The sequence below is a fragment of the Corallococcus sp. CA053C genome, assembly GCF_003611675.1.
Taxonomy (GTDB): Bacteria; Myxococcota; Myxococcia; order Myxococcales; family Myxococcaceae; genus Corallococcus.
This window is the reverse complement of sequence record NZ_RAWA01000111.1, coordinates 1-24,052: the sequence shown is the minus strand read 5'-3', so window position 1 is coordinate 24,052 and position 24,052 is coordinate 1. Positions and strand designations below refer to the sequence as shown.

General features: G+C 70.0%; 22 protein-coding genes. 12 read left to right on the top strand and 10 right to left on the bottom strand.

Annotated features, from left to right (window positions below; genetic code table 11):
• Positions 1–1,217: DUF4082 domain-containing protein (locus tag D7V97_RS16980; RefSeq protein WP_120611690.1), on the bottom strand; the 1,217-nt coding region annotated here is incomplete at its 3' end.
• A 184-nt stretch (positions 1,218–1,401) separates the two neighbouring features.
• Here D7V97_RS16980 and D7V97_RS16975 point away from each other — a divergent pair.
• The 4 genes from D7V97_RS16975 to D7V97_RS16960 all read left to right on the top strand — a co-directional run bounded on the left by D7V97_RS16975 (position 1,402) and on the right by D7V97_RS16960 (position 5,556).
• Entirely contained in the window at positions 1,402–1,713 is a 312-nt protein-coding gene (locus D7V97_RS16975) for a hypothetical protein (protein ID WP_120611689.1), read from the top strand.
• A 290-nt stretch (positions 1,714–2,003) separates the two neighbouring features.
• Positions 2,004–2,624 carry a hypothetical protein gene (locus tag D7V97_RS16970; RefSeq protein WP_120611688.1) on the top strand — a complete coding sequence of 207 codons (621 nt, stop codon included), beginning with the start codon at positions 2,004–2,006 and terminating at the stop codon, positions 2,622–2,624.
• Between the two features lie 95 nt (positions 2,625–2,719).
• On the top strand, positions 2,720–4,366 hold the full coding sequence (locus tag D7V97_RS16965) for a hypothetical protein (RefSeq protein ID WP_233582901.1): 1,647 nt from the start codon (positions 2,720–2,722) through the stop codon (positions 4,364–4,366).
• Positions 4,367–4,368: 2 nt separating this feature from the next.
• A complete protein-coding gene (locus D7V97_RS16960) occupies positions 4,369–5,556 on the top strand; it encodes an alpha/beta fold hydrolase (protein WP_120611686.1) in 1,188 nt (395 codons plus the stop codon).
• 36 nt (positions 5,557–5,592) lie between these two features.
• On the opposite strand, the gene D7V97_RS16955 is transcribed toward D7V97_RS16960, so the two are convergent.
• The 4 genes from D7V97_RS16955 to D7V97_RS16940 all read right to left on the bottom strand — a co-directional run bounded on the left by D7V97_RS16955 (position 5,593) and on the right by D7V97_RS16940 (position 10,716).
• Positions 5,593–7,698: an alkaline phosphatase gene (locus D7V97_RS16955; RefSeq protein ID WP_120611685.1), complete on the bottom strand. Its 2,106-nt coding sequence runs from the start codon at positions 7,696–7,698 to the stop codon at positions 5,593–5,595.
• Between the two features lie 162 nt (positions 7,699–7,860).
• Positions 7,861–9,198, bottom strand: coding sequence for a hypothetical protein (locus D7V97_RS16950; protein WP_120611684.1), 1,338 nt, complete (start codon positions 9,196–9,198; stop codon positions 7,861–7,863).
• 225 nt (positions 9,199–9,423) lie between these two features.
• Complete coding sequence (locus D7V97_RS16945) at positions 9,424–9,855, bottom strand: hypothetical protein (protein ID WP_147444838.1); 432 nt, start codon at positions 9,853–9,855, stop codon at positions 9,424–9,426.
• A 99-nt stretch (positions 9,856–9,954) separates the two neighbouring features.
• Positions 9,955–10,716: a TetR/AcrR family transcriptional regulator gene (locus D7V97_RS16940; RefSeq protein WP_120611682.1), complete on the bottom strand. Its 762-nt coding sequence runs from the start codon at positions 10,714–10,716 to the stop codon at positions 9,955–9,957.
• A 101-nt stretch (positions 10,717–10,817) separates the two neighbouring features.
• Between D7V97_RS16940 and D7V97_RS16935 the strand changes: the two genes are divergently transcribed.
• From D7V97_RS16935 to D7V97_RS16915, 5 genes are all read left to right on the top strand, one after another.
• Positions 10,818–11,909: an alpha/beta fold hydrolase gene (locus D7V97_RS16935; protein ID WP_120611681.1), complete on the top strand. Its 1,092-nt coding sequence runs from the start codon at positions 10,818–10,820 to the stop codon at positions 11,907–11,909.
• 255 nt (positions 11,910–12,164) lie between these two features.
• Complete coding sequence (locus D7V97_RS16930) at positions 12,165–13,319, top strand: hypothetical protein (RefSeq protein ID WP_233582900.1); 1,155 nt, start codon at positions 12,165–12,167, stop codon at positions 13,317–13,319.
• 186 nt (positions 13,320–13,505) lie between these two features.
• Positions 13,506–14,432, top strand: coding sequence for a GNAT family N-acetyltransferase (locus D7V97_RS16925; protein ID WP_233582899.1), 927 nt, complete (start codon positions 13,506–13,508; stop codon positions 14,430–14,432).
• Positions 14,433–14,585: 153 nt separating this feature from the next.
• On the top strand, positions 14,586–15,635 hold the full coding sequence (locus D7V97_RS16920) for an acyltransferase (RefSeq protein ID WP_120611678.1): 1,050 nt from the start codon (positions 14,586–14,588) through the stop codon (positions 15,633–15,635).
• 153 nt (positions 15,636–15,788) lie between these two features.
• Positions 15,789–16,697, top strand: coding sequence for a GNAT family N-acetyltransferase (locus D7V97_RS16915; protein ID WP_233582897.1), 909 nt, complete (start codon positions 15,789–15,791; stop codon positions 16,695–16,697).
• A gap of 89 nt (positions 16,698–16,786) precedes the next feature.
• Here the strand turns inward: D7V97_RS16915 and D7V97_RS16910 are convergent, their stop codons facing one another.
• The 4 genes from D7V97_RS16910 to D7V97_RS16895 form a co-directional block, all read right to left on the bottom strand.
• A complete protein-coding gene (locus tag D7V97_RS16910; RefSeq protein WP_120611677.1) occupies positions 16,787–17,725 on the bottom strand; it encodes a DUF808 domain-containing protein in 939 nt (312 codons plus the stop codon).
• A gap of 112 nt (positions 17,726–17,837) precedes the next feature.
• A complete protein-coding gene (locus tag D7V97_RS16905) occupies positions 17,838–18,542 on the bottom strand; it encodes a DUF899 domain-containing protein (RefSeq protein WP_120611676.1) in 705 nt (234 codons plus the stop codon).
• Entirely contained in the window at positions 18,539–19,225 is a 687-nt protein-coding gene (locus tag D7V97_RS16900) for a PQQ-binding-like beta-propeller repeat protein (RefSeq protein WP_120611675.1), read from the bottom strand. Before D7V97_RS16900 ends, D7V97_RS16905 begins: the two co-directional genes overlap by 4 nt.
• Positions 19,226–19,269: 44 nt before the next feature.
• Positions 19,270–20,493 (bottom strand): helix-turn-helix domain-containing protein, encoded by a 1,224-nt coding sequence (locus D7V97_RS16895; protein WP_120611674.1) that lies wholly within the window; start codon positions 20,491–20,493, stop codon positions 19,270–19,272.
• Positions 20,494–20,581: 88 nt separating this feature from the next.
• Between D7V97_RS16895 and D7V97_RS16890 the strand changes: the two genes are divergently transcribed.
• Both D7V97_RS16890 and D7V97_RS16885 read left to right on the top strand, forming a co-directional pair.
• A complete protein-coding gene (locus D7V97_RS16890) occupies positions 20,582–20,863 on the top strand; it encodes a hypothetical protein (RefSeq protein WP_120611673.1) in 282 nt (93 codons plus the stop codon).
• Positions 20,864–20,919: 56 nt separating this feature from the next.
• The gene (locus D7V97_RS16885; protein WP_120611672.1) at positions 20,920–22,050 is read left to right on the top strand and encodes a ferrichrome ABC transporter substrate-binding protein; all 1,131 of its coding nucleotides are present in this window, start codon (positions 20,920–20,922) and stop codon (positions 22,048–22,050) included.
• 20 nt (positions 22,051–22,070) lie between these two features.
• On the opposite strand, the gene D7V97_RS16880 is transcribed toward D7V97_RS16885, so the two are convergent.
• A complete protein-coding gene (locus D7V97_RS16880) occupies positions 22,071–22,526 on the bottom strand; it encodes a rhodanese-like domain-containing protein (RefSeq protein WP_120611671.1) in 456 nt (151 codons plus the stop codon).
• Positions 22,527–22,668: 142 nt separating this feature from the next.
• On the opposite strand from D7V97_RS16880, the gene D7V97_RS16875 reads away from it, so the two are divergent.
• The coding region (locus tag D7V97_RS16875) for a PLP-dependent aminotransferase family protein (RefSeq protein ID WP_158623383.1) at positions 22,669–24,052 on the top strand (1,384 nt) is incomplete at its 3' end.

Sequence of the window (24,052 nt, the reverse complement as noted above, 5' to 3'; positions counted from 1 at the left end):
CCCCACATATCCGTCTCGTCGGGGAAGGTGGCGCCCACCTCCTCGCCGCCCGTGCCGGAGCCCGCGAGGTTCCAGATGCCGTGCGTGCGCATCCAACCCGCCGACGAGGCATTGCCGGCATAGGTCTCCAGGAACGCGTTGATGCCATGGGCCTTGTCCGTGATGATCCGCGACTCCGTGTCCGTGTACGCACCCCAGTAGGCGATGGGGAAGAAGTCCTCCGTCAGCCACGGCGTGCCCGCCATCGCAGGGTAGGCGGCGTAGAACGACGGGCCTCCCTCCCACGGCACGCGGGGCAGGCTCAGCCCGCCGCCCGCGGGAGGCGGCTGCGTGGTGGCCGAGGCCGCGTTGGAGGCGGCGCCCACGTTGCCCGCCGCGTCCTGCGCCTTCACCGTGTACGTGTAGAGCGTGGACGGCGCGAGCCCGGTGTCCAGGTAGCCCAGTGTCCCGGCGGAGAGCGACGCGACCTGCGTGCTCCCGCGAAAGACGCGGTAGCCCGTCACGCCCGTGTTGTCGGTGGCCGCGCTCCAGGTGAGCTGGATGCTCCCCGGCGAGGGCGCCGTGGCGGTGAGGGCACCCGGCGCGGTGGGGGCGCTCGTATCGGGGCTGTAGGTGAAGAGCACGTCCACGAAGTAGTTGCTGGAGTTGTAGCTCTGCGTGGGGAAGCCGCCGCTGCCATAGACATACACGCCGTTCTGGCCATCCACGCCCGACGCCAGCGCCGTCAGGGGACCGTTCGCCGCGCCCTGGCCGTTGAAGAAGCCGCCGGTGGAGGCATAGCGGCCTACCGGCGCCAGGTACGACGCGACGTAGGTGGTGTTGGCCGTGATGCTCACGGGCGTGGTGAAGCGCACCGTCTGCCAGCCGGTGGCCGTCTCGTTGGCGAACGTGGCGGTCGCGAGCCGCTGCCCGGTGCGGCTCCAGAGGCTCCCCACGTGCGTCCCCGCGTTCGCGGAGCTGCCCTTGTAGAAGCGGATGCCGGAGACGATACCCGGGACGTTGGCGCGGAACTTCACGCCCAGCTCCACCGACGCGACATCCGGATCCGCGCTCAGGGCGGGAAGGGTGCCCGCGCCGAAGATGCTGACCTCGCTGTCGACGCTCCGGGTCAGCTCGCCCGTTTCAGTGGGCGTGGGGATTTCTTCAACGCAGGCGGTGAGGGAACCCAACGCAAGCAGCCAGCACAGGCCGTGGGCCCGGTATCGGGATGAGAACACGTCACATCTCCTGGGGAGAACGGATGCAGGGGGACCACTGCGTCCAGGATGTCACGTTTTCACATGAAAACAGGTTTGAAGTGGGCCATCCCGGAGAAGTGAGACCCGGTGGCTGCCTGCCAGGTCAGGGGTCGCGCGTCCTCGTGGCGCGGACGGTCCCCGGGCGCATGCCTAGCCTGAGTTCATGTCACGGCTCTTCTACTCGCGGCGGGCGGAGCGTCAGCTCCAGCGGCTTCCGGGTGAGGTGCGCCTCCACCTGGAGACCCATCTGGAGAACTTCGCGCTCCTGATGCGAAGCGCCGTATCGCTGGGACAGGTCCTGGCGCGACTGGAACGCACCGAGGACGGCTTCGTCATGAGGGTGGAGGGACTGGAGGTCTCCTTCGCCCTCGACACCGTGCTGCGCGTGCTCCTGGTCCACTGCATCATGCCTGTCGCGCGGGAGGACCTCGCCACCGAGACGGGTGGCGGTGAGGACTCCCCGCGAGTCCCCTAGACGGGGCCGCAAGGGACTCGACGCGCGCATCCAGCCCATGACGCGTGAAGCCAACGCCTGTCTTTTTGACAAGGCTGTCAGGCGGATGCTACCCGTAGATGAAATATGAATCGGCCTTCACTTTTCCCGGGGCGGGTCCCGGGTGCTCGATGCGCCGGCTCATGTGGTCCTCCATGTGTCTCATCCGCGAGCGGGGCCGCACCGGGCTCCGCACCCGCGATGCACTGAGTCCGAAGCTTTGTCATGTCGCCGTCCCGGCGCTGCTGCCGGAAGGGAAGAGGAGCACTCACATGAAGAAGACGTTCTTGTCCGCGATGATGCTGTGCACGCTGGGGCTCTCCGGTTGTGGGGACGACACGACGGATCCGCCGGTGGACACGAAGCCCAAGCTGGACAGCCAGTCGAACATCCTCGCGTTCCTGGAGGGCAAGACGCTCGTCATGGAGGGGGACAACATCCCCAGCCACCCGCTGTCGCTGGACGAGGACATCAACTGGGGCTCGGCCAGCCAGTGCTTCCAGAAGGTCACCATCGGCGTGGGCGGCAACAACTTCCACGTGAACAGCATCCCCGGCACCCTTCGCAACTCCACCGGTGTCGGCCAGCCCGGCAGCACCTGTGACCATGCCGCGGCGCAGAACGCGCTCGTGTTCGACTCCAAGGCCGTCACCCTGAGCAACATCGCGGCGGATGGGAGCTGCTTCGAGGTCCTCGTCGACTACGGCAGCTTCAAGCAGGAGGGCCGCGCGAGGTTCTCCGCGGACACGAAGAAGCTCTCCATGGAGCTGTACTTCGAGGCCAAGGCCACGGGCTGGCACTGCGCCGACGGCGCGGTGGGCGCGAAGTCGGTCAGCACCTCCGGCGTGGCCTTCACCGGCAACGCGGTGCAGGTCTACGACATCAGCGGCTAGTCGCGCGGTGACGGTGGGCGCAGGCCGCGCCCACCGTCCTTCCATCCGGGTGTGCCCCGCACCGCGGGGTCGAGGTGCGTATGTCGGGAGGGCGGTTGGGTGAGGCAGGCAAGGTGATGCGCTGGGGTGCGGCGATGCTCGCGCTCGGCCTGGCCGGGCTGTCGCTGCCGGCGGCGGCGCAGACCACGACCGTGCCGGGGCTCTATTACGGCGACTGGTTCGACGAGAAGGACCGTGAGGAGGACGCGAAGCCTCGCGAGTTCATCCTCATCAACTACTTCCTCACCCGGCTGTCACTGACGAACAGCGTGGGCGACCCCGCCGGCCTCAAGGGCGTGTCGCTGGGGCCCTTCGGCTCGCTGTCCGGCAGTGGCGTCCGCGTGGAGCCGGGGCGCTCGGCGTTCTACGTCGAGCAGCGCTGGATTCCCGTCCTGGAGTACAGCCCCTCCTTCGCGGACGGACTGGCGTCCTTCCGCGCCCAGTTCGAGGTGGACTACCTCTGGGGACGTGCCGCCAATGCCTCGCAGCAGAACGAGGGCGGCGGCTTCAACGCCGACCAGGTCAACATCCAGACGAAGAACGTCAACGTCGCGCTGTATCCCACGCGCAACCCCGCCCGGCTCACGCTGCTCATCGGCACGCAGCCCGTCTACGACTCCATCTTCGACCCGACGCGCACGCCGCTCAACGACATCATCCGCACGGGCTACAAGCTGGCGTTCCTGGGCAGTGACGCCACCGGCCTGACGCTCTTCAGCAACTACAAGGGCCTGTCCAAGCTGAGCCTGCTGCCGCTGGGCAGCGCGCAGTCGGACAAGGCGACGAAGGATGACCCCCGCCTGAAGTTCATCTACCTGCTCACCGCGGACTACGCGTATCCGGTGCAGCCCGGGACGAACGTGGGCCTGTCCGCGTGGTACCTGCGCGACGACACCAAGGGCGACGCGTATGCCTTCGAGGGCATCGTGAAGAGCGGCCCGTCCTCCACGGGGCTCAGCCCGTTCGTGGGCACGCCCCGCTTCAACATCGAGCGGCCCACCGGCAACGTCTTCTGGCTCGGCGCCAACTTCCACCACAACATCGACTTCCGCGCCGGTCGCCTCGGCGCCTCCGGCTTCGTCATGTACAACGGCGGCAGCTACACGAGCGACCGCGCGGACACCACGTTCAACAAGAAGGTCGACATCTCCGGGCTGTCCGCCAACCTGGAGGTGCTCTACCAGTGGGGCCGCGGCCCGTCGGACCTGGTGACGCTGGAGGGGATGTTCACCACCGGCGACAGCAACCTCGATGACGACCGCTACACCGGCGCCTTCACCCTCAACCAGTATGGCCTGCCCGGCTCGGTGTGGTTCGACCACAAGATGCTGCTGCTGTTCCCCTTCACCAGCACCGTGAACAACTACACGGGCGCGGTGACGGACATCTCCAACCAGGGCTACGGCCTGCGCACCGGCATCGCGAGCGCGGCGTGGGACATCGTCCCCAACAAGCTCAACCTCAAGGTGGCCACGGGGCTGGCCAACGCGGGGGCCACGCCGCCGCGCTGGGCTACGGATGTACGGCGGGGACGCTTCATTGGCGCCGAGGTGAACGCGGAGGTGCGCTACACCATTCGCTACCTGATGACGGTGGGCGTGCACGCCGGCTACCTGTTCCGCGGCAGCTTCTACGACGGATCCACGACGGTGAAGGGCAACCCCTTCGCCGCCTTCACCACCTTCACCTGGTACGCGTTCTGACCATGAGCACCTCCCGCGCCCTCAAGGCCCTGCTGCTCGCGACGGGGCTCGCTTCCTCCTCCGGCTGCGTGCGCTCGTATGCCAGCGCGCCGCCGCTGGCGTTCCAGGACCTGGACTACGCGTCGGCCGGGTCGAAGACACCCTGGCCGGTGAAGCGCATGGCCCTGCCGAAGACGGCCGCCACCTACGGCATGACGCGCGTGCCGGAGGTGGCCTACGTGGAGCTGACCGCGGCGCCCGGTGCGCGCACGGTGGTCCTCATCCATGGGCTCGGCAGCTACCTGAAGTTCTGGCGGGCGCAGATCGACACGCTCCATCGCGCCGGCTACCACGTCGTCGCGGTGGATCTGCCGGGCTACGGCAAGTCCGACAAGCCGGGCTCCTTCCCGTACACCATGGAGGCCATGGCCGACGCCGTGCGCGAGCTGACGCAGGGCCTGGGCGTCGCACACCCCATCCTCATCGGCCACTCCATGGGCGGACAGACGGCGCTGTCGTACGCCATCCGCTACCCGGGCGAGCCCGCCGCGGTGGCGCTGGTGTCGCCCGCGGGTTTCGAGAAGTTCTCCCCGAAGGAGAAGGCCTGGTTCACGCGGGTGATGAGCACGGAGCTCATCAAGTCCACGCCGGAGTACGGCGTCTGGGGCAGCGTGCGGCAGGCCAACTTCCAGAACTGGCGGCCGGAGCTGGAGTGGCTCATCGAGGAGCGCGTGCGTCTGGCGAAGTCGCCCGAGTTCGACGCGTATGCTTATGCCAATGTGCGCACGGTGACGGGGCTGGCCCACGACGACTTCGTGCGCGACAACCTCCACCGCATCACCGCCCCCACCCTCATCCTCTTCGGCGAGTCGGACCGCCTGATTCCCAACCCGTTCATGCACGGCGGCTTCCCGCGAGACATCTTCGAGTACGGCCACGCGCACATCGGAGGCTCCAAGCTCGTGGGCCTGGAGGGGTGCGGCCACACCGTGCAGCTCGACTGCCCGGAGCAGTTCAATGCCGCGCTGGAGGCGTTCCTCGGGAGCGTGCCGGCGTCGGGCACCGTGGCTCCGCCGCCGTCGGTGGAACCCGAGGTCTCCCCGAAGACGCCGCCGTCTCCCCCGCAGGTGCCCGGCCCCGTGGACGCGGTCCCTCCCGCGACGCCGGACCGGCAGGGGCCTCCCACGCCCGTGCTGCCTCACGCCCCGTGATGGGTTCCTACCGACAACTGCCTTGATGCTCACCGCTCACACCGCGGAGATGACTCCGGGCGTGATGCGGAAGTCCCTCCGGGTGAAGCGGGCCGCCAGGTCTTCGGGGCGGGCGGAGTAGTCCGTGCGCACCTCGCTGCTGGGGATGAGGTGATACGCCGCGCGCACCGCCTCCGGCCCCACCTCCACCACCGTGAAGCCGTGCGCGTCCGTGTCCACGAAGGCGATGCCCGGGTTGCCCTCGCGCAGCGTGGCCTGCTGCTCGGTGACGACGTAGCGGTAGACCGCCGAGCCGGGGGGGAAGCCCGCCGCCGTCACCGCGCCGGCCGCTTCCTCCTGGATGGATGACGAGGAGATGGACGGCGCCGTCACCGCCGCGACCCCCAGCTCCACCGACGCGAACGACGCGTGGATGTCCCCCGCCACGAACACCAGGTGCTCGTTCGCGGCGGTCCGCAGCCCTTCCAGCAACTGGCGCTTCCGGTCCGGGAAGCCATCCCACTGGTCCACGTCGAAGGCGTACCGGTTGCGCACCTGCGCGGGCACGTCCGCCTTGTTGGACAGGTCCCAGATCATCGCCGTGGGCGACACCGAGCTGACCACCACCTTCCATGTTCCGGGCTCTCGCGCCGCCGCCAGGAGCCACTGCTCCTGCACCTGCCCCAGCGCGTCCTCCGAGGCCCCGCTCGTCACCCCGAAGCGCCACGCCGCGTAGATGTCGAAGGTGTCCTTGATGACGACGTAGCGGGCGCCCAGGCGGGAGAACAGGTCCGTCTTGCCCAGGTGCACGAAGGCGATCCCTCGCGGCTTGCCCGTGGGATCCAGGGGCGGCGCCCCGGCCTGCGTCAGCACCGCGTTCGCATAGGCGAGCGCGACATTGCCTCGCACCGTTGCCTCCGCGCGAGCGATCGCGTCCGCCAGCGACAGCCCCGCGCCCACCGCGAGCTGCACATACGCGGCCCGCAGGATCACCTTCTGCGGCGCGTTCTGCGCCGCGTCGATGTCCACATACGCGAACGTGTCCGCGGCGAATGCCGCCGTCAGTCCGAGTGACAGCAACACCGCCGCGTCCATCACCACCGTGCCCGGCCAGGCGTCCTCGGGGATGAGGTGGTCCGGACGGTAGCTGCGGTAATCCGTCACGAGCAGCCGCAGGTGGCGCCCGAAGGACAGGTCCCTCCAGATGCGCGCATCCGGGTAGCGCGGAATCGAGTCCACCTCGACGGGGCCCGCGGGCGCGGCCGTCACGTCCAGGGGCTGGTACTCGAAGAAGGCCTGCTCCGCGTTGCGCCTGCGCTCCGGTTCGAACTCAACCGCGCGACCGTCCGTGTAGTTGGCGTGCGCGTCCCAGCAGTCATCGGAGAACTCGTGGTCGTCCCAGACGACGATGAAGGGGTAGCGCTCGTGGACCTGCTGGAGGATCGGGTCGGAGCGGATGGCGCGGTAGATATCGCGGTAGTTGGACACCGACTGCGCGGCGAGCCTCGGTCCTCCCGCCGCCGTGGGCAGCGACAGCGCGGAGCCCGGATCCCCGAAGGAGATGGAGCGCGGGTCCGCCCCGGCATCCGCGAGCACCGTCTCGTAGATGTAGTCGCCGAGGAACACCACGCAGTCCAGGTCCTCGTCGAGCTGCAGCAGCCGCTGCCACGCGTTGTAGTAGCGCCCGAGGAAGTCCTGGCAGTTCGCCACCACGAAGCGCGCGGGCACGTCCGCGTCGTCCGAGGGCGCGGTGCGCGTGCGCCCCACGGGCGACGAGAAGCGCTCGTGCTTCGGACCGTCCACCACGAACCGGTAGAAGTAGACGGTGCGCGGCGCGAGGTTCGTCACCTGCACGCGCAGGGTGTGGTCATCATCGGCCAGCGCACGCAGGCCCTTGAGCTCCAGGACGAGCGTGCGGAAGTCCGCGCTCCTCGCCACCTGCAGCGTGAGTTCGACGTCCGCGTCCGCGTTCGCGGGGTCCACCGCGCGCGTCCACAGCACCACGCGGTCCGGGCGCGGATCCCCCGAGGCCACGGACTGCGGGAAACGCTGCCGGTCCTCGGTCGGGGGCCCGTCGTCGTCATCGTGGCAGGCAGAGGCCGTGCTCGCCGCGACGGCGACGATGCACTTGAGGACGGTCCTACGGTGCAGGGGCTGGGACACGGGTGCTCCTCCGCGTGCGGGCTTGCTGGCCCGGGGAGGGCGGGGCTAACGCAACCCGGTGGGCGCGGCATCGCACGGCGGGGCAGATGTCTCCGGCGAACAGCGCGCCCTGGGGCTTTCGAGGGGTGGAAGACATCACTGCGTCATCCCTCTTGGATGTGCTCAGGGGGCGCGAGGGCAGGTCGGGTTGCTGGGGCAACGGCCTTCGGTGTCGCGGGGCAGCGTCTGCGTGCACTCGGCGATGCGCGCGAAGGTGTTCGTGGCGACGAAGTCCACGGACGCCGAGCCGCTCCAGCCGCGCAGGATGCCGTGGCCCGCGCTGTCCTCGATGGAGGCGCCGGTGATGAACGCCGTGGTGGGCTCCGTGAAGAGGAGGATGGCGGAGCTCACGTCGAACGACGGCGGCAGGTAGTTGCAGCCGTAGCTGGAGCACTGGCAGGTGCCGCCCGCGTAGCGCACGCGGATGTTCTCCAGCCGGTTGGTGGGGTTCGTCCCCTCGAAGCGCAGGCCGGCCCAGTCCCCCGCGACCGGCGTCGCCTTCGCGGAGGTGAAGACGACGGGCCGCGCCTGCGTGCCGGCGGCGATGAGCGCGCTCTTCCCGTCGTAGACGAGCAGCCGGCTGGCCGGGTCGAAGCGCAGCTCGGCGCCTGCCTCCAGGGTCAGGGTCGCGGCGGTGTCGTGGTTGCCCACGGTGAGGTCCTGCACGTGGTACGGCACGCCCAGGTCGCGCACGGTCGCGTTGCCGCCCAGATAGGAGATGGTGGCGGACGCGATGGCGGGGCCGACGAGGATGGCGTCCTCGCGGTTGCCCGTATAGGTGCCCGAGGGGAGCGTGCCCAGCGCGTTGGGGTTGATGACCAGCGGCTGGGGCCGCGCCTCGCTCCCGGAGCGGGTGATGGTCAGCGCGGTGGAGCCGTCCGCGAACCCGGCGGTGCCGTTGAGGAGGATGCCGGGGCCGCGGGAGTCCTCGATGGTGACGTGGTCCACGAACAGGGGCCGGGCACCCGGGAGGTCCGCGCCCGCTCGCACGCGCACGGTGGCGTCCGCGGAGGAGGGGTTGCCGCCCTGGGACAGCGTCGTCCACGTCAGTCGCACGGTGCTGCCCGTGTTGACCAGCAATTGGCCCCACGGCCTGCCGGAGTCCACGGCCTGGATGTGCACCGGCTTTGCCTGAGTGCCCTGGGTGACGAAGGTGCCCCCGCTGTTGACCGCGATGTTGGCGCCGCTGCTCACGCTCACGACGGCGCAGGGCTCCACCGTCACGGCGGCATTCACGTCCAGGGAGGAGACGACATGGGGGCTGGTGGCGCTCCAGGTCTCCGGAGCGGAGACGGTGCCCTGGTGCGTGATGGCCGCGCCCGTGGGCGCAGGACAGCCCGTGTCCACCACGCCGGAGTCCGGCGGATCACCGGGCATGGGGTCCGACTCCGAGGTGCAGCCCGGCAGGGCGCAGGTGGTCAGCAGCAACAACAGGGCAGGGCGTCGGAACGAAGCGCGCATGGGAATCTGTCTCCAGGAGGAAGGGACCTCCCCTGCGACCATCGCCGCTTCCTGCCGCGTGTGACAATGCCAATATGTGTTGTTTTGCAGGCCACGGACTGCTGCGTCGCGGGCAACACCTCCGGCAAGAACGGGATGGCCTCCGCGGGCGGTTCGTTTGACTTCACGCCTCATTTGGGCACGCGTGAGAGCTGCGGACTGCAAGCACCCGTTGCCGGCACTTGATCAGAACCCACGGTCATTGGCATCAACCTGCTCATCCAGAAGTGTGACGTGGGCGTCACCCAGGCCACCGCCACGGCCTCCGCGCTGACGGCCTTCGCCACCGACTCCCTGGACGCGGACGTGGCGGCCTTCACCCAGGACTACAACAACGTCAACCTCGCGTACGGCGGGGGACGCGGAGATCGCGAGCCTGGAGGCGCAGATCAACTCGACGCTGGAGGCCATCGACCAGGATTGCCAGACCATCGCGAAGGGGCTGTCCGGCACGGACAAGGCGTTGGTCCAGCTGGCCATCAAGATGTTCAACTGCGAGGACTCCCCCCTGGCCGCGGCGAAGGCCTTCGTGGGCCTCATCGTGAGCACGGCGAACACCAGCGGCTCCACCATCGAGGCGCAGAACGATGTGGAGCGGCAACTCCAGACGCTGACCACGCTCTACTCGGAGTTGAACCCGCTGCTTCCCCGTGGTGCTCCTCCAGCCGACGACGGGCGTCGCCGCCTGACCGTTGAGCGTCCGCCGCCGGCCTGGCCTCACCGCCGGCCGGCGCGCGGCGGTGCCTTGGGCCTGGCCTCGCGCGCTTCGATTCCGTCCAGCACCGACCGGATCCCGAACGTGAGCGTGTCCTCCTGCGCTCCCTCCGAAGGCGGGGCCGACAGCACCGCCAGCAGCCGTGGGTAGTCCTCCGCGCGGTCCTGGATGAGGGCACGGGTGGCGGTGCCCCACTGCTCGTTCGTGAGGCCGCCGTGGCCGCGCGGCAGCGTGACGGAGAACTGCGCCGTGTTGCGCACGTGGCCCAGCAGCACCACGCACGCCGTCCGCTGCTCCGCGGGCGTGAGCCGCGTGGTCGCGAGCGCGCTCAGGCCCGCCTCCAGCCACGCCAGCTCGCAAGGCCCCATCACGCGCAGCCGGTGGGTGGCCTCCAGCGCCCAGGGATGGCGATGGAACACGCTCCACAGCGCCCGCGCCCAGCGCTCCAGCTTCGTGCGCCACGAGTCCCCCTCGTCGCCGAGCACGGGCGGCAGTCCCACCCCCCAGTCGATCATCAGGTCCACCAGCTCCGCCTTGCCCGGCACGTAGCGGTAGAGCGCCATCGTGGTGAAGTGGAACTCGCTGGCGACCCGCTCCATCGACACCGCCGCCAGCCCGTGCTCGTCCGCGATCGCGATCGCGGCCTCGACGATCCGCTCCACGCTCAGCGTGGGCTTGGGTCCACGCCGCGCCCGGGGCGCCTCCTTCCAGAGCAGCTCCACGCTCCGCGCCTGGTCGCCAAACACCGGCTTCTTTCCCGCCATCCGCGCTCACCCCCCGGGGCTGTCCGTCTTGACGCCCACGGAGGAACTGTATACACCCCACACTAATTAGTTTAGTGGATAAACAGTAAGGGAGGAGCACGATGATCACCGCCATCCTGGGTGGCGCCGCGGGTCTGCTGGGCGTCGCGGCGACGGGCGCGCTGGGCTACCGGGCCTCACGCCGGGCGAGGGCTTCCCGGCTGCTGCGCCTGGACTCGCCGCACGCGATTGTCGAAGACCACTTCCTCCCGCTCGGGGGGATTGAACAGTGGGTCGGCATCCGGGGGGAGGACCGCCGCAACCCGGTGCTGCTGGTGCTTCACGGGGGGCCGGGCTCGCCCTATTCGGTGTTCACGCCGCTGCTGCGCTCCTGGGAGCGCCACTTCACGGTCGTCCAGTGGGACAGGCGGGGCGTCGGCAAGACGCTGGGGCGCAACGGCAAGGCGGGCAGCGGCGAGATGAGCTTCGACCGGATGGTCGAGGACGCGATCGCGCTGTGCGACTTCCTCCGTGAGCACCTGGGACAGCCGAAGGTGGTGCTCCTCTCCAGCTCGGCGGGAACGCACCTCGGGCTGAAGCTCGTGCTGCGCCGCCCCGACCTCTTCGCCGCGTTCGTGGGGACCGACCTCAATGTCGGCATGGCCGCCGGGGAGGCGGAGGCGTTCCCCGCCACCCTCGCGTGGGCGCGAGCGGCAGGGGACCGTGGGGCGCTGGCCCTGCTGGACCACATGGGGCCTGATTCCTCGCGGTGGGACGTGGCCTCCTTCAACCGGCTGATGCGGCTGAGGGACCGGACCGTCACGGTGGGGCGCGGCATTGGCGCTACGTTCTTGCCGCTCATGCTCGGGTCCCCGCAGCACGGCCTGGGCGACGTGCTGGATGTCATCTCCGGCCTGGCCTTCTCCACCGAGCAGCTCTTCGCGGAGCTGCGCGGGTTCGACGCGCGCTGTCTGGGGCGACGCTTCGAGGTCCCGTTCTTCGTCTTCCACGGCGAGGCGGACGTGTTCACCCCGGCGGCCGCGGCCCGGGCGTATGTCTTGGAGGTACAGGCGCCGGTGAAGCACTTCGAGCTGTTGCAGGGCTCGGGCCACCTGGGGGCCTTCAACGACCCCGAGCCCTTCCTCGCCCTGCTGCGCCAGCACGTCCTGCCCGTGGTCGCCGCCGGGCCGTCTTGCGACAGCAGCCGCTGCTGAACACTTCGTCTGTCCAAACCCACACGGCACGCCATGTGGGCTCGCACGCGGGGGGCACGCATGCGTCCTGTCCTGGAAGCGCGTCTGTTCCCTGGGGGGCATTGGGACGGTCCCGTGGCGCACCTACCCTCTCTGGGCACATTGACCCGACCAGAGGCCGCCTCGATGTCGAACATCCATCGCCCATGCCACTCTCGCTTCGCCAGGCCCCCGGTCCTGCTGCTCGCCCTGTTGCTGTGCGCCGCATGTGGGGTCGTGGGAAAAATCGAGGAGGCGCCCGGTGAGTGGGTCCTTCCAGGGGAGCCGACCTCCCCGCCCGAAGTGGAGCCGCCCCCTTCGACGACGCCTCCGCCTCCGGTACCTCCGGCCCCCAAGGGGCTTCGCACCGTCGGCGCCTGGGAGCGGATCTTCCTGGCGGACTGGGGGCGTGAGCACACCCGGGACTTCCTGCCCTGGAGCAACTCGCACGACAGCTGGGACTTCTACAACCTCGCTTATGGCATCGACGCCAACACCGCGATGTACCGGGCCACCGGGAGGACGGCGTACCTGGACCGGGCCCTGCTCTACGTCAACAACCTGGTGGCCAGCGCCCGGGTGTCCTCGGTGCTCCCCCAGAGCCAGTTCAAGGACGGGTACCTGGGCTGGGCCTCGTCGCTGTCGGATCCCGCGTGGCAGGAGGTGCCGCTGTATGAGAGCTATTGCTGGCGCTACGTGACACGGATGCTGCGCGTCATCCGCGAGACGCCCTCGCTCTACACCTCCGACATCTACCGCTCGCAGTACGAGCGGCTGCTGACGTTCTCGGAGAAGAACATCTTCGAGAAGTGGTTCACGCGCGGGGCGGACGACTTCCTCTATCGCAACCGCACGCACATGGCCGCGCACTGGGCCTTCATCGCCATGGACCTGTCGAAGATGACCACGGACCCCCTGCGGCGGACGCTCTACCTGGAGGTCTTCAACAACATCAACCACGGCCTGCCGAACTTCCCGTCGTCCCTGCGCGCGCAGCTGGAGCCCAACCCCGACCACCCGACGGCCTACTTCTGGAGTGAGAAGTGGGGCCTGTACTCCCAGCCCGGTCAGGACGTGGCGCACGCGAACGGCGTGCTGGCGTACATCGTCGAGGCCCGCGACGCGGGCATGGAGTGGACGGAGCCGGATGTCCGCAAGTTCGTCGTGACGCTCAACACCATCATCTGGCCCGCGGCCAAATCGTATGCGCAGTACGTGGATGGCTCGGGGGCGGGGGATGGCTGGTTCAACGACGGGCTGATGAAGCTCGGCCGCTACGACGTCAACCTCCAGCGCCGGCTGGAGACGCACACCGTCGGGCAGAACAGCCAGTTCTTCGCCAACGGCGCGCTCAACGTGCGGCTCCTGTCCGAACGGGCCGCGCAGCAGTAGGCCCCTCGGCTCGAGGCCTTCGACGACAGGATTCCAACATCCGGGGTGTCCCGGGGGGCGGCTCCAGTGGAATGGCCGGAAGGCTAGCCTGCTGCGAGCCGCCGGTGTCCTGGCTGCTCGGAGCTGTCGCGGACGTGGGCAGGACCCGGGGGGGTCGCAGACATGAGGATGATGCAAACGAGGGCCGTGCTCGTCCCTGACGCAGGGGCGTCAGCGCTGTCGGAGGACTACTTCCGTTCCGCGCACCACCTGCGGGCCGAGCGGGTGACGCACACGCTGGTCCTCGAGGATGGGGAGGGGGGGGCGCTGCGGGTGCCGCTCATCGTGCGGCCCATTGACGGGACGCCGTACCGCGACGCCATCTCTCCGTATGGGTTTCCCGGAGGCGCGGTGGCCGGGCTCCAGGAGGTGTCGAAGGCGGCGGTGGACTGGAGGGGCACGGAGCTGGTCAGCATCTTCGTGCGCGACCGCGTCACGGGCCCCCGTTGCTTCGTGGGCGGGACGGAGCGCAACGAGGTGTTCTTCATCGACCCGCGCCTGCCGGTCGAGTTCCGCGAGATGCACTGCCGACACATCCGGCGCAACCTCCGGCTGGGCTTCGTGAGCACCGCGCGTGAGGCGCGCGAGGCGCCGCGTGAGGAGCGGGAGGGCTTCCAGGCGGTCTACCGGCAGACGATGATCCGCGAGGGGGCGAGCCTCCGGTACTTCTTCTCCGACGCCTACTTCGAGGAGCTGTTCTCGTCGCCCTGCGCCTGGCTGGTGACGACGCGTGCGCCGGAAGGGGGCGTGGCCTCCGCGGCGCTGAGCGTCCGCAGCGACGGCCTGCTGCACTACTACCTGGGGGGAACGGCGGATGCGCACCTGGCGCGCTCTCCCGCGAAGAATGTCTTCGGGACGCTGGTGGAGCTGTGCACGCGGCTCGGGGTCCCGCTCCATCTGGGCGGCGGCGTCCGGCCGGGTGACGGCCTGGAGCAGTTCAAGCGGGGACTCGCGAACGCCAGCTCCCGCCTCTGCACCCACGAGCTGATCTGCGAGCCGGCGGTGTATGCCCACCTGTCAGAAGGCCGCACCGGCAGCGACTTCTTTCCGGCCTACCGTGCGCCACGTCATTGAGCGGCAGGCGGGTGGCGGGCCTCCGACGCGAGGGCCGGCGGGTGCGGAGGACGCGACACATGCCCGAGACCGCGGGGGGCATGGTGAGGGCAAGGGACACTCACCACCTTCCAACACGCTCGCGAGAGAAGTCTGCAGGAAGGGTGAAAGCGGATGAGAAGCATTGCTGCCGCCTCGGATGCGAGCCACCCGCGCCTGGTGGAACTGGACGCGCTCCGGGGGCTCGCGGCGCTGGCGGTCGCGCTGTATCACTTCACGGCCGAGTACAGCGACCTGTACGGGCACTCCGCGCCCCTCTGGGGTGAGGTGCGCTTCGGGAAGTTTGGCGTCCAGCTCTTCTTCGCCATCAGCGGCTTCGTCATCCTGATGTCGTTGGAGCGCATCGAGCGGGCCCGGGACTTCGTGTGGAGCCGCGCGGCCCGGCTCTACCCGGCCTATTGGACGGCCGTGCTGCTCACCTTCACGGTGGTGTCGCTGTTCGGGCTGCCGAACCGTGAGTTCAGCTTCCAGACGGCCCTCATCAACCTGACCATGGTGCACGAGCTCCTGCGCGTCCCGCATGTGGATACCGTGTACTGGACGCTGACCATCGAGCTGTCCTTCTACCTGTTGATGTTCGTGATCGCGTACGCGCGGGCGCTCCCCAAAGTCATCACCCTCTTCATCGCGCTCGTCGCGCTGCAGACCCTGGCCGAGCTGGCCGCCCAGGCGATGGGAATGCCCTTCGTCGCGCGCTTCGCGGGCCGGCCGCACCTGCAGTTCTTCGCGCTGGGCGTGCTGGCCTTCAAGCAGAGCCGTGGCCAGGTCTCCGTCCCCTCCGCGCTGGCGCTGATCGGCGTCTGCTTCGCGCACGAGGTGCTCGTCGGGAGCAACGCGCCCCTCCCGGTGTTCGCGATCGTGCTCGGCCTCACCTATGCGCTCTCCCGGGGCGGGCTGCGCTGGCTCACCTGGCGCCCCCTGCTCTTCATGGGGTTCATTTCCTATCCGTTCTACCTGGTCCACCAGAACATCGGTTACGTCGTCATCCGGCGGCTCGAGGCCGCGGGTTGGCGCCCCGAGGCAGCCATCGTGGTCGCGATCGCTGTCGGGTTCCTGCTGGGCACCCTCATTACCTACCGCGTTGAACAGCCCGCGCTGCGCGGCTACCGCCGGTGGAGGCGGGGGGCCCGGGCCCGGGCGGCTGTCTCGCCCCACGTTGCCTGAGGACTCACATGCGCTCGAAGCGGGAGCAGGGGGGCGGGGGCACTGCGTCGCTGATTGAAAGGATGCGCTCGAATGATGAATCATTCCGAAGCCTCGCGGGTCAGGACTCCGAGCCTGAAGCCATGCCGCGCCGTCCTGGTGCCTGACGAAGGAATGTCAGCCCTGTCGGAGGACTACTTCCGCTCCACGCACCACCTGCGGGCCGAGGGTGTGACGCATACGCTGGTCATCGAGGATGGCGAGGGAGGTTCGCTCCGGTTGCCGCTCATCGTGCGGCCCATCGAGGGCACGCCGTTCCGCGATGCCATCTCCCCCTACGGCTTTCCTGGTGCGCGGCTGGATGGGTTGAGCGAGGTGCCGAAGGACGCCGTGGATTGGGCAGGCACGGAGCTGGTCAGCATCTTCGTGCGCGACCGCGTCGTGGGCCCCCGTTGCTTCGCGGGCGGGACGCAGCGCAACGAGGTGTTCTTCATTGATCCCCACCGCCCCATCGAATTCCAGGCGGAGGCCCGTCGGCAGATGCGGCGCAACATCCGGCTGGGCTTCGTGAGCACCTGCTGTCCGGTGCGCGAGGCCTCGCACGAGGAGCGGGAGGGCTTCAAGGAGGTCTACCGGCAGACCATGGTGCGCGACGGGGCGCTCTCCCGGTACTTCTTCTCCGACGCGTACTTCGAGCAGCTGTTCTCGTCGCCCTGCGCCTGGCTCGCGACGACCCGCGCCGCGGACGGCCACATCGCCTCGTCGGGGGTGGGGGTCTTCAGCGACGGCCTGATGCACCACTACCTGGGGGGAACGGCGGACGCGGACCTGGGGCGCTCGCCGGCCAAGAACACCGTCTTCGGGGCGCTGGTGGAACTCAGCACGTGGCTGGGGCTGCCGCTCCACCTGGGCGGCGGCGTCCGGCCGGGCGACGGGCTGGAGCAATTCAAGCGGAGCTTCGCCAACGCCAGCTCCCACCTCTACACCCACGAGCTGATCTGCGAGCCGACGGTGTACGAGCGCCTCTCGGCGAGCAGCCGCGACACGGGCTACTTCCCGGCCTATCGCGCGCCGGGGAGCTGAGCGGACGGGGCAGGCGGAGGCCTCTTGGACGACGCGTGAGCAGCGGCGGAGCCGGTCCCGGAGACGGGCTCCGTCCCATCAGGAGCTCGCTACTTCGCGCTCCGGCGCTTCAGCACCTTCTGGCCCAGGGTGAAGAGCAGCACCAGCACGGCCCCGGCGCCCAGCCCCACCGCGGCGTTGAGCAGCATGGGGGCGAGCCCGCCCAGGAGGGGGCCCACGCCCGGCACGGCGGTGGCCCAGGCGGTGAAGGACTCCTCCGCGTGGTGCAGGCTGGAGATGCCGTGGACGAGGATGCCGCCGCCCACCAGGAACATGGCCGCCGTCCCCGCCACGGAGAGGAACTTCATCAGCCACGGCGCCGTGCGGAGGATGCCCGCGCCCAGGCTGCGCTGGAAACTCCCGGCCTGGCGGCTGAGATACAGCCCCGCGTCGTCCAGCTTCACGATGCCCGCCACGAGCCCGTACACGCCCGCGGTCATGATGAGGGCGATGCCCACCAGCACCGAGACACGGGTGGCGAAGTCCGACGTCGCCACGGTGCCCAGCGTGATGGCGATGATCTCCGCGGAGAGGATGAAGTCGGTGCGCACCGCGCCCTTGATCTTGTCCTTCTCCAGGGCCACCAGGTCCACGCTCGGGTTCACCAGCGCGTCGCGCAGCTCGGCGCGGTGCGCGGTGTCCTCCTCGGGGCTGTGCAGGAACTTGTGCGCGAGTTTCTCGGCGCCCTCGAAGCAGAGGAAGGCGCCGCCCACCATCAGCAGCGGGGTCACCAGCCAGGGCACCAGCGCGCTGATGGCCAGCGCCGCCGGCACCAGGATGGCTTTGTTGACCAGCGAGCCCTTGGCCACCGCCCACACCACCGGCAGCTCCCGGTCCGCGTTCACGCCCGTCACCTGCTGCGCGTTGAGCGCCAGGTCGTCACCGAGCACGCCCGCCGTCTTCTTCGCCGCCACCTTCGTCAGGATGGAGACGTCATCCAGGATGGTGGCGATGTCGTCGAGGAGCGCAATCAGGCTGCTGCCTGCCATGGAGGTCTTCCGGGCTGGAGGGGTGGAGAGTCGCCTTGCGGCCAGCGCGGATTAGCACAGTGGGGAGGCCGGTGGGAGCGGCCCGAACGGGGGCGGCGCTCCCTCCTTCCGCTCAGGCGTACTCGTCCCGGCGCTTGACCCAGCCCATCGAGTAGGGGAGCCCCTGCTCGTCGCGCCCCTTGGGCACCAGGTCCAGGTATTGATAGGCCGTGTTCATCATGTCGATGCCCCGCGCGTAGCAGGAGTACGCGTGGAACAGCGCGCCGTCGGAGTCCCTGGCGAAGGTGCTGATGCCTTGCATGTCGGTGATGGAGTGCTTCAGCGGACCGTAGTTGTACGTCGCGCGCTGCTGCGCCAGGTCCTCGGGCTTGAACGAGACGCCGAAGTCGAAGTTGAAGTCGCTCTCGCTGGAGGACAGCCACTTGAAGCTCCACCCCATGCGGCGCTCGTACGCCTGGAGCTTCGCGAGCGGTGCGCGGGAGATGGCGACAAAGCTCACGTCCCGTTGCTCCAGGTGCGCGGTGATGCCATTGAAGCTGTCGGCCCAGAACGAGCAGTTCTTGCAGCCGGCGTCCCACTCCGGGGCGAACATGAAGTGGTAGACGACGAGCTGGCTCCTTCCCGCGAAGAGCTGCGACAGCGTCTCCTCCCCCTGGGGCCCCTGGAAGACGTAGGGCTTCTCCACCCGGACCCACGGCAGCTCGCGCCGCTCCTGGCTCAGCGCATCGCGCAGGTGGGTGAACTCCCGCTCCTTGGCGAGCAGGCGCGTGCGAGCCTCCAGCCACTCTTCGCGTGAGACGACCTTGGGGGGATTCATCGTCCCGCTCCCTTCGGCCGGCGCACGGCGCGGACCTTCCCCGCGGGTCCGCCTCCGCAGAAGAACAGCGCTCCCCCGTCGGACTCCAGCCCGCTCACGCCCGCGCCGGGCGGCATCTGGAGCCGTTCGAGCACCGCGCCCGAGTCCGGGTCGATGCGGCGGAGGTCGCTCTCGTCACCCTCCCAGGTGCCGTGCCACAGCTCTCCCTCCACCCACGTCACGCCGGTGACGAAGCGGTTCGATTCGATGGTGCGCAGGATGGCGCCTGTCTCCGGATCAATCTGATGGATCTTGCGGTCGCGGTACTGGCCCACCCAGAGCGAGCCCTCGGCCCAGGTGAGTCCCGAGTCGCCCCCATGGCCGGGGGCCGGGATCGACGCGAGGACGCGGCCCGTCTCCGGATCAATCTTGTCGATGCGGGCCTCCGCGAGCTGGAACAGGTGCTTGCCGTCGAAGGCGGTCCCCGCGTCCGACGCGACGTCGAGTGTCCGCGTGGGCTCGCCGCTCGTGGGGTCGAAGGCGATGAGCCTGGTGCCGGTGGCGGCCCAGACGCGGCTGCCGTCATGGGTGACGCCGTGCACCTTCTCGGCGCCAGGGAACGGGCCGTACTCCCGCACGACTTCGGCGGCGTGCACGGGCACCGGCCGTTGTGTCTTGGGTGCGTGGGTTTGGGGGTGTGTCATCTCGTGGCTCCTCGCCGGGGGATGCGTCGCTGCATCCAGGAGAACTAGTACCCACCGGGCACGGACGCGGGGAGTAACAACGTCGTCGTGAATCCCGTGAGGGGAGGCGAGCGCCAGCGCTGGGCCCGAGCGCGCCCCAGGGCGTGCACCCGGCCCGAGGCCTCCAGCTCGGCGAGCCCCCGCTGGACGGTGCGCTGACTCTCCCCCAGCGCGAGCGCCAGAGCCGAGGTCGACCAGGCCTCGCCGTCGGAGAGCAGCGCCAGCAGTGAGGCCTGGCTTCCCTCGATGGGTGGCAGGAGCACGGTGACGGGGCCGGCCGGGTGCGGCGTGAGCACGAAGCCCGTCTTCGTCGCGTCGATCCGGGCCAGCGGCGCGAGCACCGCGCGCAACCGGCCCAGCTCCACCCGCAGGCGGGCCCGATGCGACTCGTTCGCCCGGCGCACCTCGAACGCACGGGCCATCAACACCTCACGGGCCACGCCCTCCGGCCCGCCTTCGCCGAGCGCACGCGCCAGCGCGAAGAGCACCGGCCTCCGGGCCAGCGATACTTCCACCGTGCCGCCGCGGAGCGTGCGGTGGCAGGCGTCGATGACGAGCTCCCCCGACGCGAGCACGGCCTCCACCTCTTCGAGCCGGAGCACCTGCTCGGAGCCCGCGCGGATCCACCGCGCGGCGGGGCGGTCCAGCACCGCGTGGGCCTGCTCGACCTCCGCCATGAGCGCGGGCACGCGCGCCCGCCGCGAGGCTTCGTGTGCCCGGTCGAGCGCCTCACGCGCGGGGCGCGTCCGGATCAACCTCAGGGCGACCTCCGCCGTGACGAGCTCGGCGATGGCCACGAGCGAAGGTGGCATGCCCCGTGTGTCGAGATGGCCGAGCGCGCGCTCGACCTCCGCGATGTTCCCGAGCAGCAGCAGGCGACGGATGGCCAGCAGTCGGGCATGCAGGGCATTCACCCGGTCACCCCGGGCTTCGAGCGTCAGGAGCGCCGACTCCAGCGCGCGCGGAGACCAGGTCAGGTCGCGCATCACCAGGGCCACCTCCGCCTCGGCCACCTTGCATCGCGCGCGTGCAAGCTCCTCGTGCGCGCCGAAGCCACGGGCGGCGCGCCGGAGGAGCTCGCGGGCCTTCGCATGTTCGCCGAGCTGCGCCATGGCGATGCCACGCAGCGCGAGCGCCGGTGCGTCATCGCGAAGGGCGACGCGCTTCAGCGCACCCAGCGCATCGCCCGTGGAGAGCGCCCGCGCGGCCGCGGCAATCAGGGAGTCCATGCCGGCAGGGTAGGGGATTCGCGCCGCGCTTGTTACTCCCCGGGGCCTGACCGCCGTGGCTATGGATGGAGCCTCCACGGAGGCTCGAATGCGGACCCTGCCCACCCTACGAAGCTTCGCGCCGGGCCGCGCCTCGCGCCTCGTCGCGTTCCTGCTGGCGCTCACGGGCGTGCTGCTGCCCAAGTGCCCGCTGTGCATCGCGGTCTATCTGTCCGCGGCAGGCCTCGGAGCGAGCGCTGCGCATGCGGTGGCGCCCGCCATCATTGGCGCGGGGAGGATGCTCGTCGCCCTCGCGGTCGGTGTCCTGAGCGCCTGGGTCGGCATGCGCCTGTGGCGAGGGTGGCGCGGTTCGCGGCGCCGTATTGTTTGAAACACGGAGGGGGAAGGGGACCCTGGGGCGCATCGACGTGCCGGCAGGCAGACGGGATGGCGTGGCGGGTCGACATCCGTGCCTCGGGGCACTTCACGCGGAGGGGTGGGCGGGGCAAGCTGTCCTGCGTGTCGCGTCGCTCCAGGCTGGGCCTCACACTGCTGCTCTCGGTGCTCCTGCACGCGGCGCTCTTCTTCGCGCTGTCGCGGGTCCCGTCCGTCCGGCCTCCAAGGCAGGCGTCGCCGTCGCGTGAGGTGGTGGAGTTCGACATCCGCCACGTGCCCGAGAAGCCGACGGCACGACCGACCGCCCCGGTGGGTGCTCCTCCCACGCGCCGTGTAGAACGCCCGGCTCCTTCGACGCCCAAGACACCTGCACCCCAGGTCGCGACCGCGCCACCGGCCGCGGAGCCCGGCCAGGAGGACACGCCGCCCCAGGAGAAGCCGCTGTCCCAGGACACGCCCCTCGCGTCGACGGAGCGGCCCATCCTGGTGCCGGGACACCTGCTTGGAGAAGGGCTGACGGGCCAGCCGCATTCGACGGGACGGACCCTGCGCAACACCGGTGAGGTGCCCGATAAGGAGGCCCTCGCGCGCCAGCAGGCGGAAGAGGCGCGCGTGAAGGTGGACGGTTGGGCCAAGGACGCGCTGGCGGAAGCGCGGGCGGAGAGCGGGGCTCCCGCTCCCTACTTCGCGAAGCTCCAGAAGGACTTCACGAAGAAGCTGGTCGACCCGCCCCCGCCGGACCTGAAGGTGCTCGCCTCGCGGGCGAAGCGCGAGCAGCTGGAGGCCATCGAGCGCTTCGGCAAGACGGGCACCCCCTATGCCCCGGAGAAGCGCGACCAGCGCCTGGAACAGCGCAACCGCTTCCAGGCCGCCGTCGAGGCCGGACGCGCCGCGAACGTGTACATGGTGGACCTCACCCAGCCCATCCTCGCCCTCGCCGCTGTCGTGGAGGTCCGCCAGGCGCGCGATGGGAAGGTGCTGGAGTTGGAGGTCATCGAGGGCTCGGGGGACTCGAAGTTCGACGCCTGGGCCATCTCCCAGCTCCGCGAGGCGCTCGCCAGCGCGGAGGCCCCCACGGACGGAGGCGTGGGCATCCATGATGAGGGGATGCGCAGCCGCTGGCGGCTCAAGGAGTTCCTCGGCAACCCGAGGGTGCAGATCCACCTGATCGGCGTGTACTGACTCCGGAGGCGTGCCTCGGATCAGGTGTCGGCGCGGTGTGCGTACACGGGCGTGCCCTTGGGGGCCGTGCCCTCGGTGGCGTGGCCTTCCTTCACCCAGTACTCGATGCCGCCGATCATCTCCTTCACGCGAAAGCCCAGCGCGGCGAAGCGGGCGGCCGCCTTGGTGGAGCCGTTGCAGCCCGGGCCCCAGCAGTAGGTGATGATGACGTCGTCCTTGCTCAGGTGCGCCGTCGTCTCCGCGCTGAGGGTGCGTGACGGGAGGTTGAGCGCGCCGGGCACGTGACGCTCGGCCCAGGCCTCCTTCGTGCGCACGTCCACCACGACGAAGCCCTTCTTGCCGCGCTCCAGGTCCAGGTGGACGTCGGCCGGGTCTGTCTCCACGGAGAGCTTCGCGAGGAAGTGGCGCCGGGCCTCCTCGGGCGTCGCGGCCGGCGTTTCGAGGACGAAGGAGAACGGCGTGGCGGAAGCAGTCATGACGGGACCTCCAGTGACTTCGACACGCGGAACTGTGCCTCCGGAGTGGTCCGGCGGACAGCTCCATTTCGGCTCCCGGGCATGGGCCATTATGGGCGGGCCACCGGTTGCCGGGGCGCCCGGGCCCTGGCTTCATGGGGGCATGCCGAAGCGGGCCGCCGGAGTGTCCCTGCCGTTCCTCCAGCCGGAGACCGGAGGAGGGGAGTCCCTGCACCGCCAGCTCTATGAGCGGCTGAGGGAGGCCATCCTCTCCGGTGCGCTCGCGCCGCGCAGCCGGCTGCCCTCCACGCGAATGCTGGCGCGCGAGCTGGGCATCTCCCGGGGCACCGTGGAGGGAGCCTTCTCCCAACTGGACGCGGAGGGCTTCCTGGAGCGGCGCGTCGGCTCCGGCAGCGTGGTGGCCCTGCCCGAACATGCCCGGCTGCCCCGGAGCATCAGCGCCGCGCCCGTGCGCCGCAGCGGCCCCCTGTCCCGGCCGGGGCTGTCACGCCGGGGCCAGCTCCTGTCCCGCGACGTGCTCCCGCCGGAGCCCCGCGACGTGCAGCCCTTCACGCCCTGCCTGCCCGCGTTGGACCTGTTCCCCACGCACCTGTGGGGCCGCGCGGTGTCGAAGCAGGCCCGGCACCTGGGGCCCGGGCTGATGACCGCGGGCGAGCCCGCGGGCTTCCGGCCACTGCGAGAAGCCATCGCCGCGCACCTGGGCACGGCGCGCGGGGTGCGCTGTGGGTGGCGACAGGTGCTGGTGCTCTCCAGCACGCAGCAGGCGTTGGATCTCTCCGCGAGGCTGCTCCTGGACGAGGGGGAGGGCGTGTGGCTGGAGGAGCCGGGCTATCTGGGTGCGCGCGCCGCGTTCGAGTCCGCGGGGGCGCGCGTGTGGCCCGTGCCGGTGGACGCGGAGGGGCTCCGGGTGGACGTGGGCACCGCGCGGGCGCCAAAGGCCCGGCTGGCCTACGTCACGCCTTCGCACCAGTACCCGCTGGGCGTGACGCTGAGCCTGCCCCGGCGGCTGGCGCTGCTGGAGTGGGCCCGGGCCGCGCGTGCGTGGATCTTCGAGGACGACTACGACAGCGAGTTCCGCTACGTCACGAGGCCCCTGGGGGCCATCCAGGGACTGGACGTGGCGGGACGCGTCCTCTACGCGGGCACCTTCAACAAGGTGATGTTCCCCTCGCTGCGGCTGGCCTTCCTCGTCGTCCCGGAGGCGTTGGTGGAGCCCTTCACCGCCGCGCGAGCCGCCACGGATGGTCATGCGCCGCTGCTGTCCCAGGCGGCGATGGCGCACTTCATGGAAGCGGGGCACTACGCCGCGCACCTGCGACAGATGCGGCTCTGCTATGCGGAGCGGAGGGATGCGCTGCTGGATGCCCTGCGGCGTGAGGCGGAAGGATGGCTGCGGCCCGGAGCGGCGGAGGCGGGCATGCACGTCACGGCCTTTCTCGCACCGGGCTTTCGGGACGGGGACGTCGTCCCGCGCACCGACACGAAGCGGCTCGGGGCCCGCCGGCTGTCACCGCTCTACCTGGGGC

Bases quoted from the DNA above. Each gene is read 5' to 3' on its own strand.
- D7V97_RS16950 (WP_120611684.1), bottom strand. From the start codon at position 9,198: ATGCGCGCTTCGTTCCGACGCCCTGCCCTGTTGTTGCTGCTGACCACC.
- D7V97_RS16975 (WP_120611689.1), top strand. From the start codon at position 1,402: ATGTCACGGCTCTTCTACTCGCGGCGGGCGGAGCGTCAGCTCCAGCGG.
- D7V97_RS16900 (WP_120611675.1), bottom strand. From the start codon at position 19,225: ATGACACACCCCCAAACCCACGCACCCAAGACACAACGGCCGGTGCCC.
- D7V97_RS16905 (WP_120611676.1), bottom strand. From the start codon at position 18,542: ATGAATCCCCCCAAGGTCGTCTCACGCGAAGAGTGGCTGGAGGCTCGC.
- D7V97_RS16885 (WP_120611672.1), top strand. From the start codon at position 20,920: ATGGCGTGGCGGGTCGACATCCGTGCCTCGGGGCACTTCACGCGGAGG.
- D7V97_RS16880 (WP_120611671.1), bottom strand. From the start codon at position 22,526: ATGACTGCTTCCGCCACGCCGTTCTCCTTCGTCCTCGAAACGCCGGCC.
- D7V97_RS16960 (WP_120611686.1), top strand. From the start codon at position 4,369: ATGAGCACCTCCCGCGCCCTCAAGGCCCTGCTGCTCGCGACGGGGCTC.
- D7V97_RS16940 (WP_120611682.1), bottom strand. From the start codon at position 10,716: ATGGCGGGAAAGAAGCCGGTGTTTGGCGACCAGGCGCGGAGCGTGGAG.
- D7V97_RS16915 (WP_233582897.1), top strand. From the start codon at position 15,789: ATGTCAGCCCTGTCGGAGGACTACTTCCGCTCCACGCACCACCTGCGG.
- D7V97_RS16890 (WP_120611673.1), top strand. From the start codon at position 20,582: ATGCGGACCCTGCCCACCCTACGAAGCTTCGCGCCGGGCCGCGCCTCG.
- D7V97_RS16970 (WP_120611688.1), top strand. From the start codon at position 2,004: ATGAAGAAGACGTTCTTGTCCGCGATGATGCTGTGCACGCTGGGGCTC.
- D7V97_RS16895 (WP_120611674.1), bottom strand. From the start codon at position 20,493: ATGGACTCCCTGATTGCCGCGGCCGCGCGGGCGCTCTCCACGGGCGAT.
- D7V97_RS16920 (WP_120611678.1), top strand. From the start codon at position 14,586: ATGAGAAGCATTGCTGCCGCCTCGGATGCGAGCCACCCGCGCCTGGTG.
- D7V97_RS16935 (WP_120611681.1), top strand. From the start codon at position 10,818: ATGATCACCGCCATCCTGGGTGGCGCCGCGGGTCTGCTGGGCGTCGCG.
- D7V97_RS16910 (WP_120611677.1), bottom strand. From the start codon at position 17,725: ATGGCAGGCAGCAGCCTGATTGCGCTCCTCGACGACATCGCCACCATC.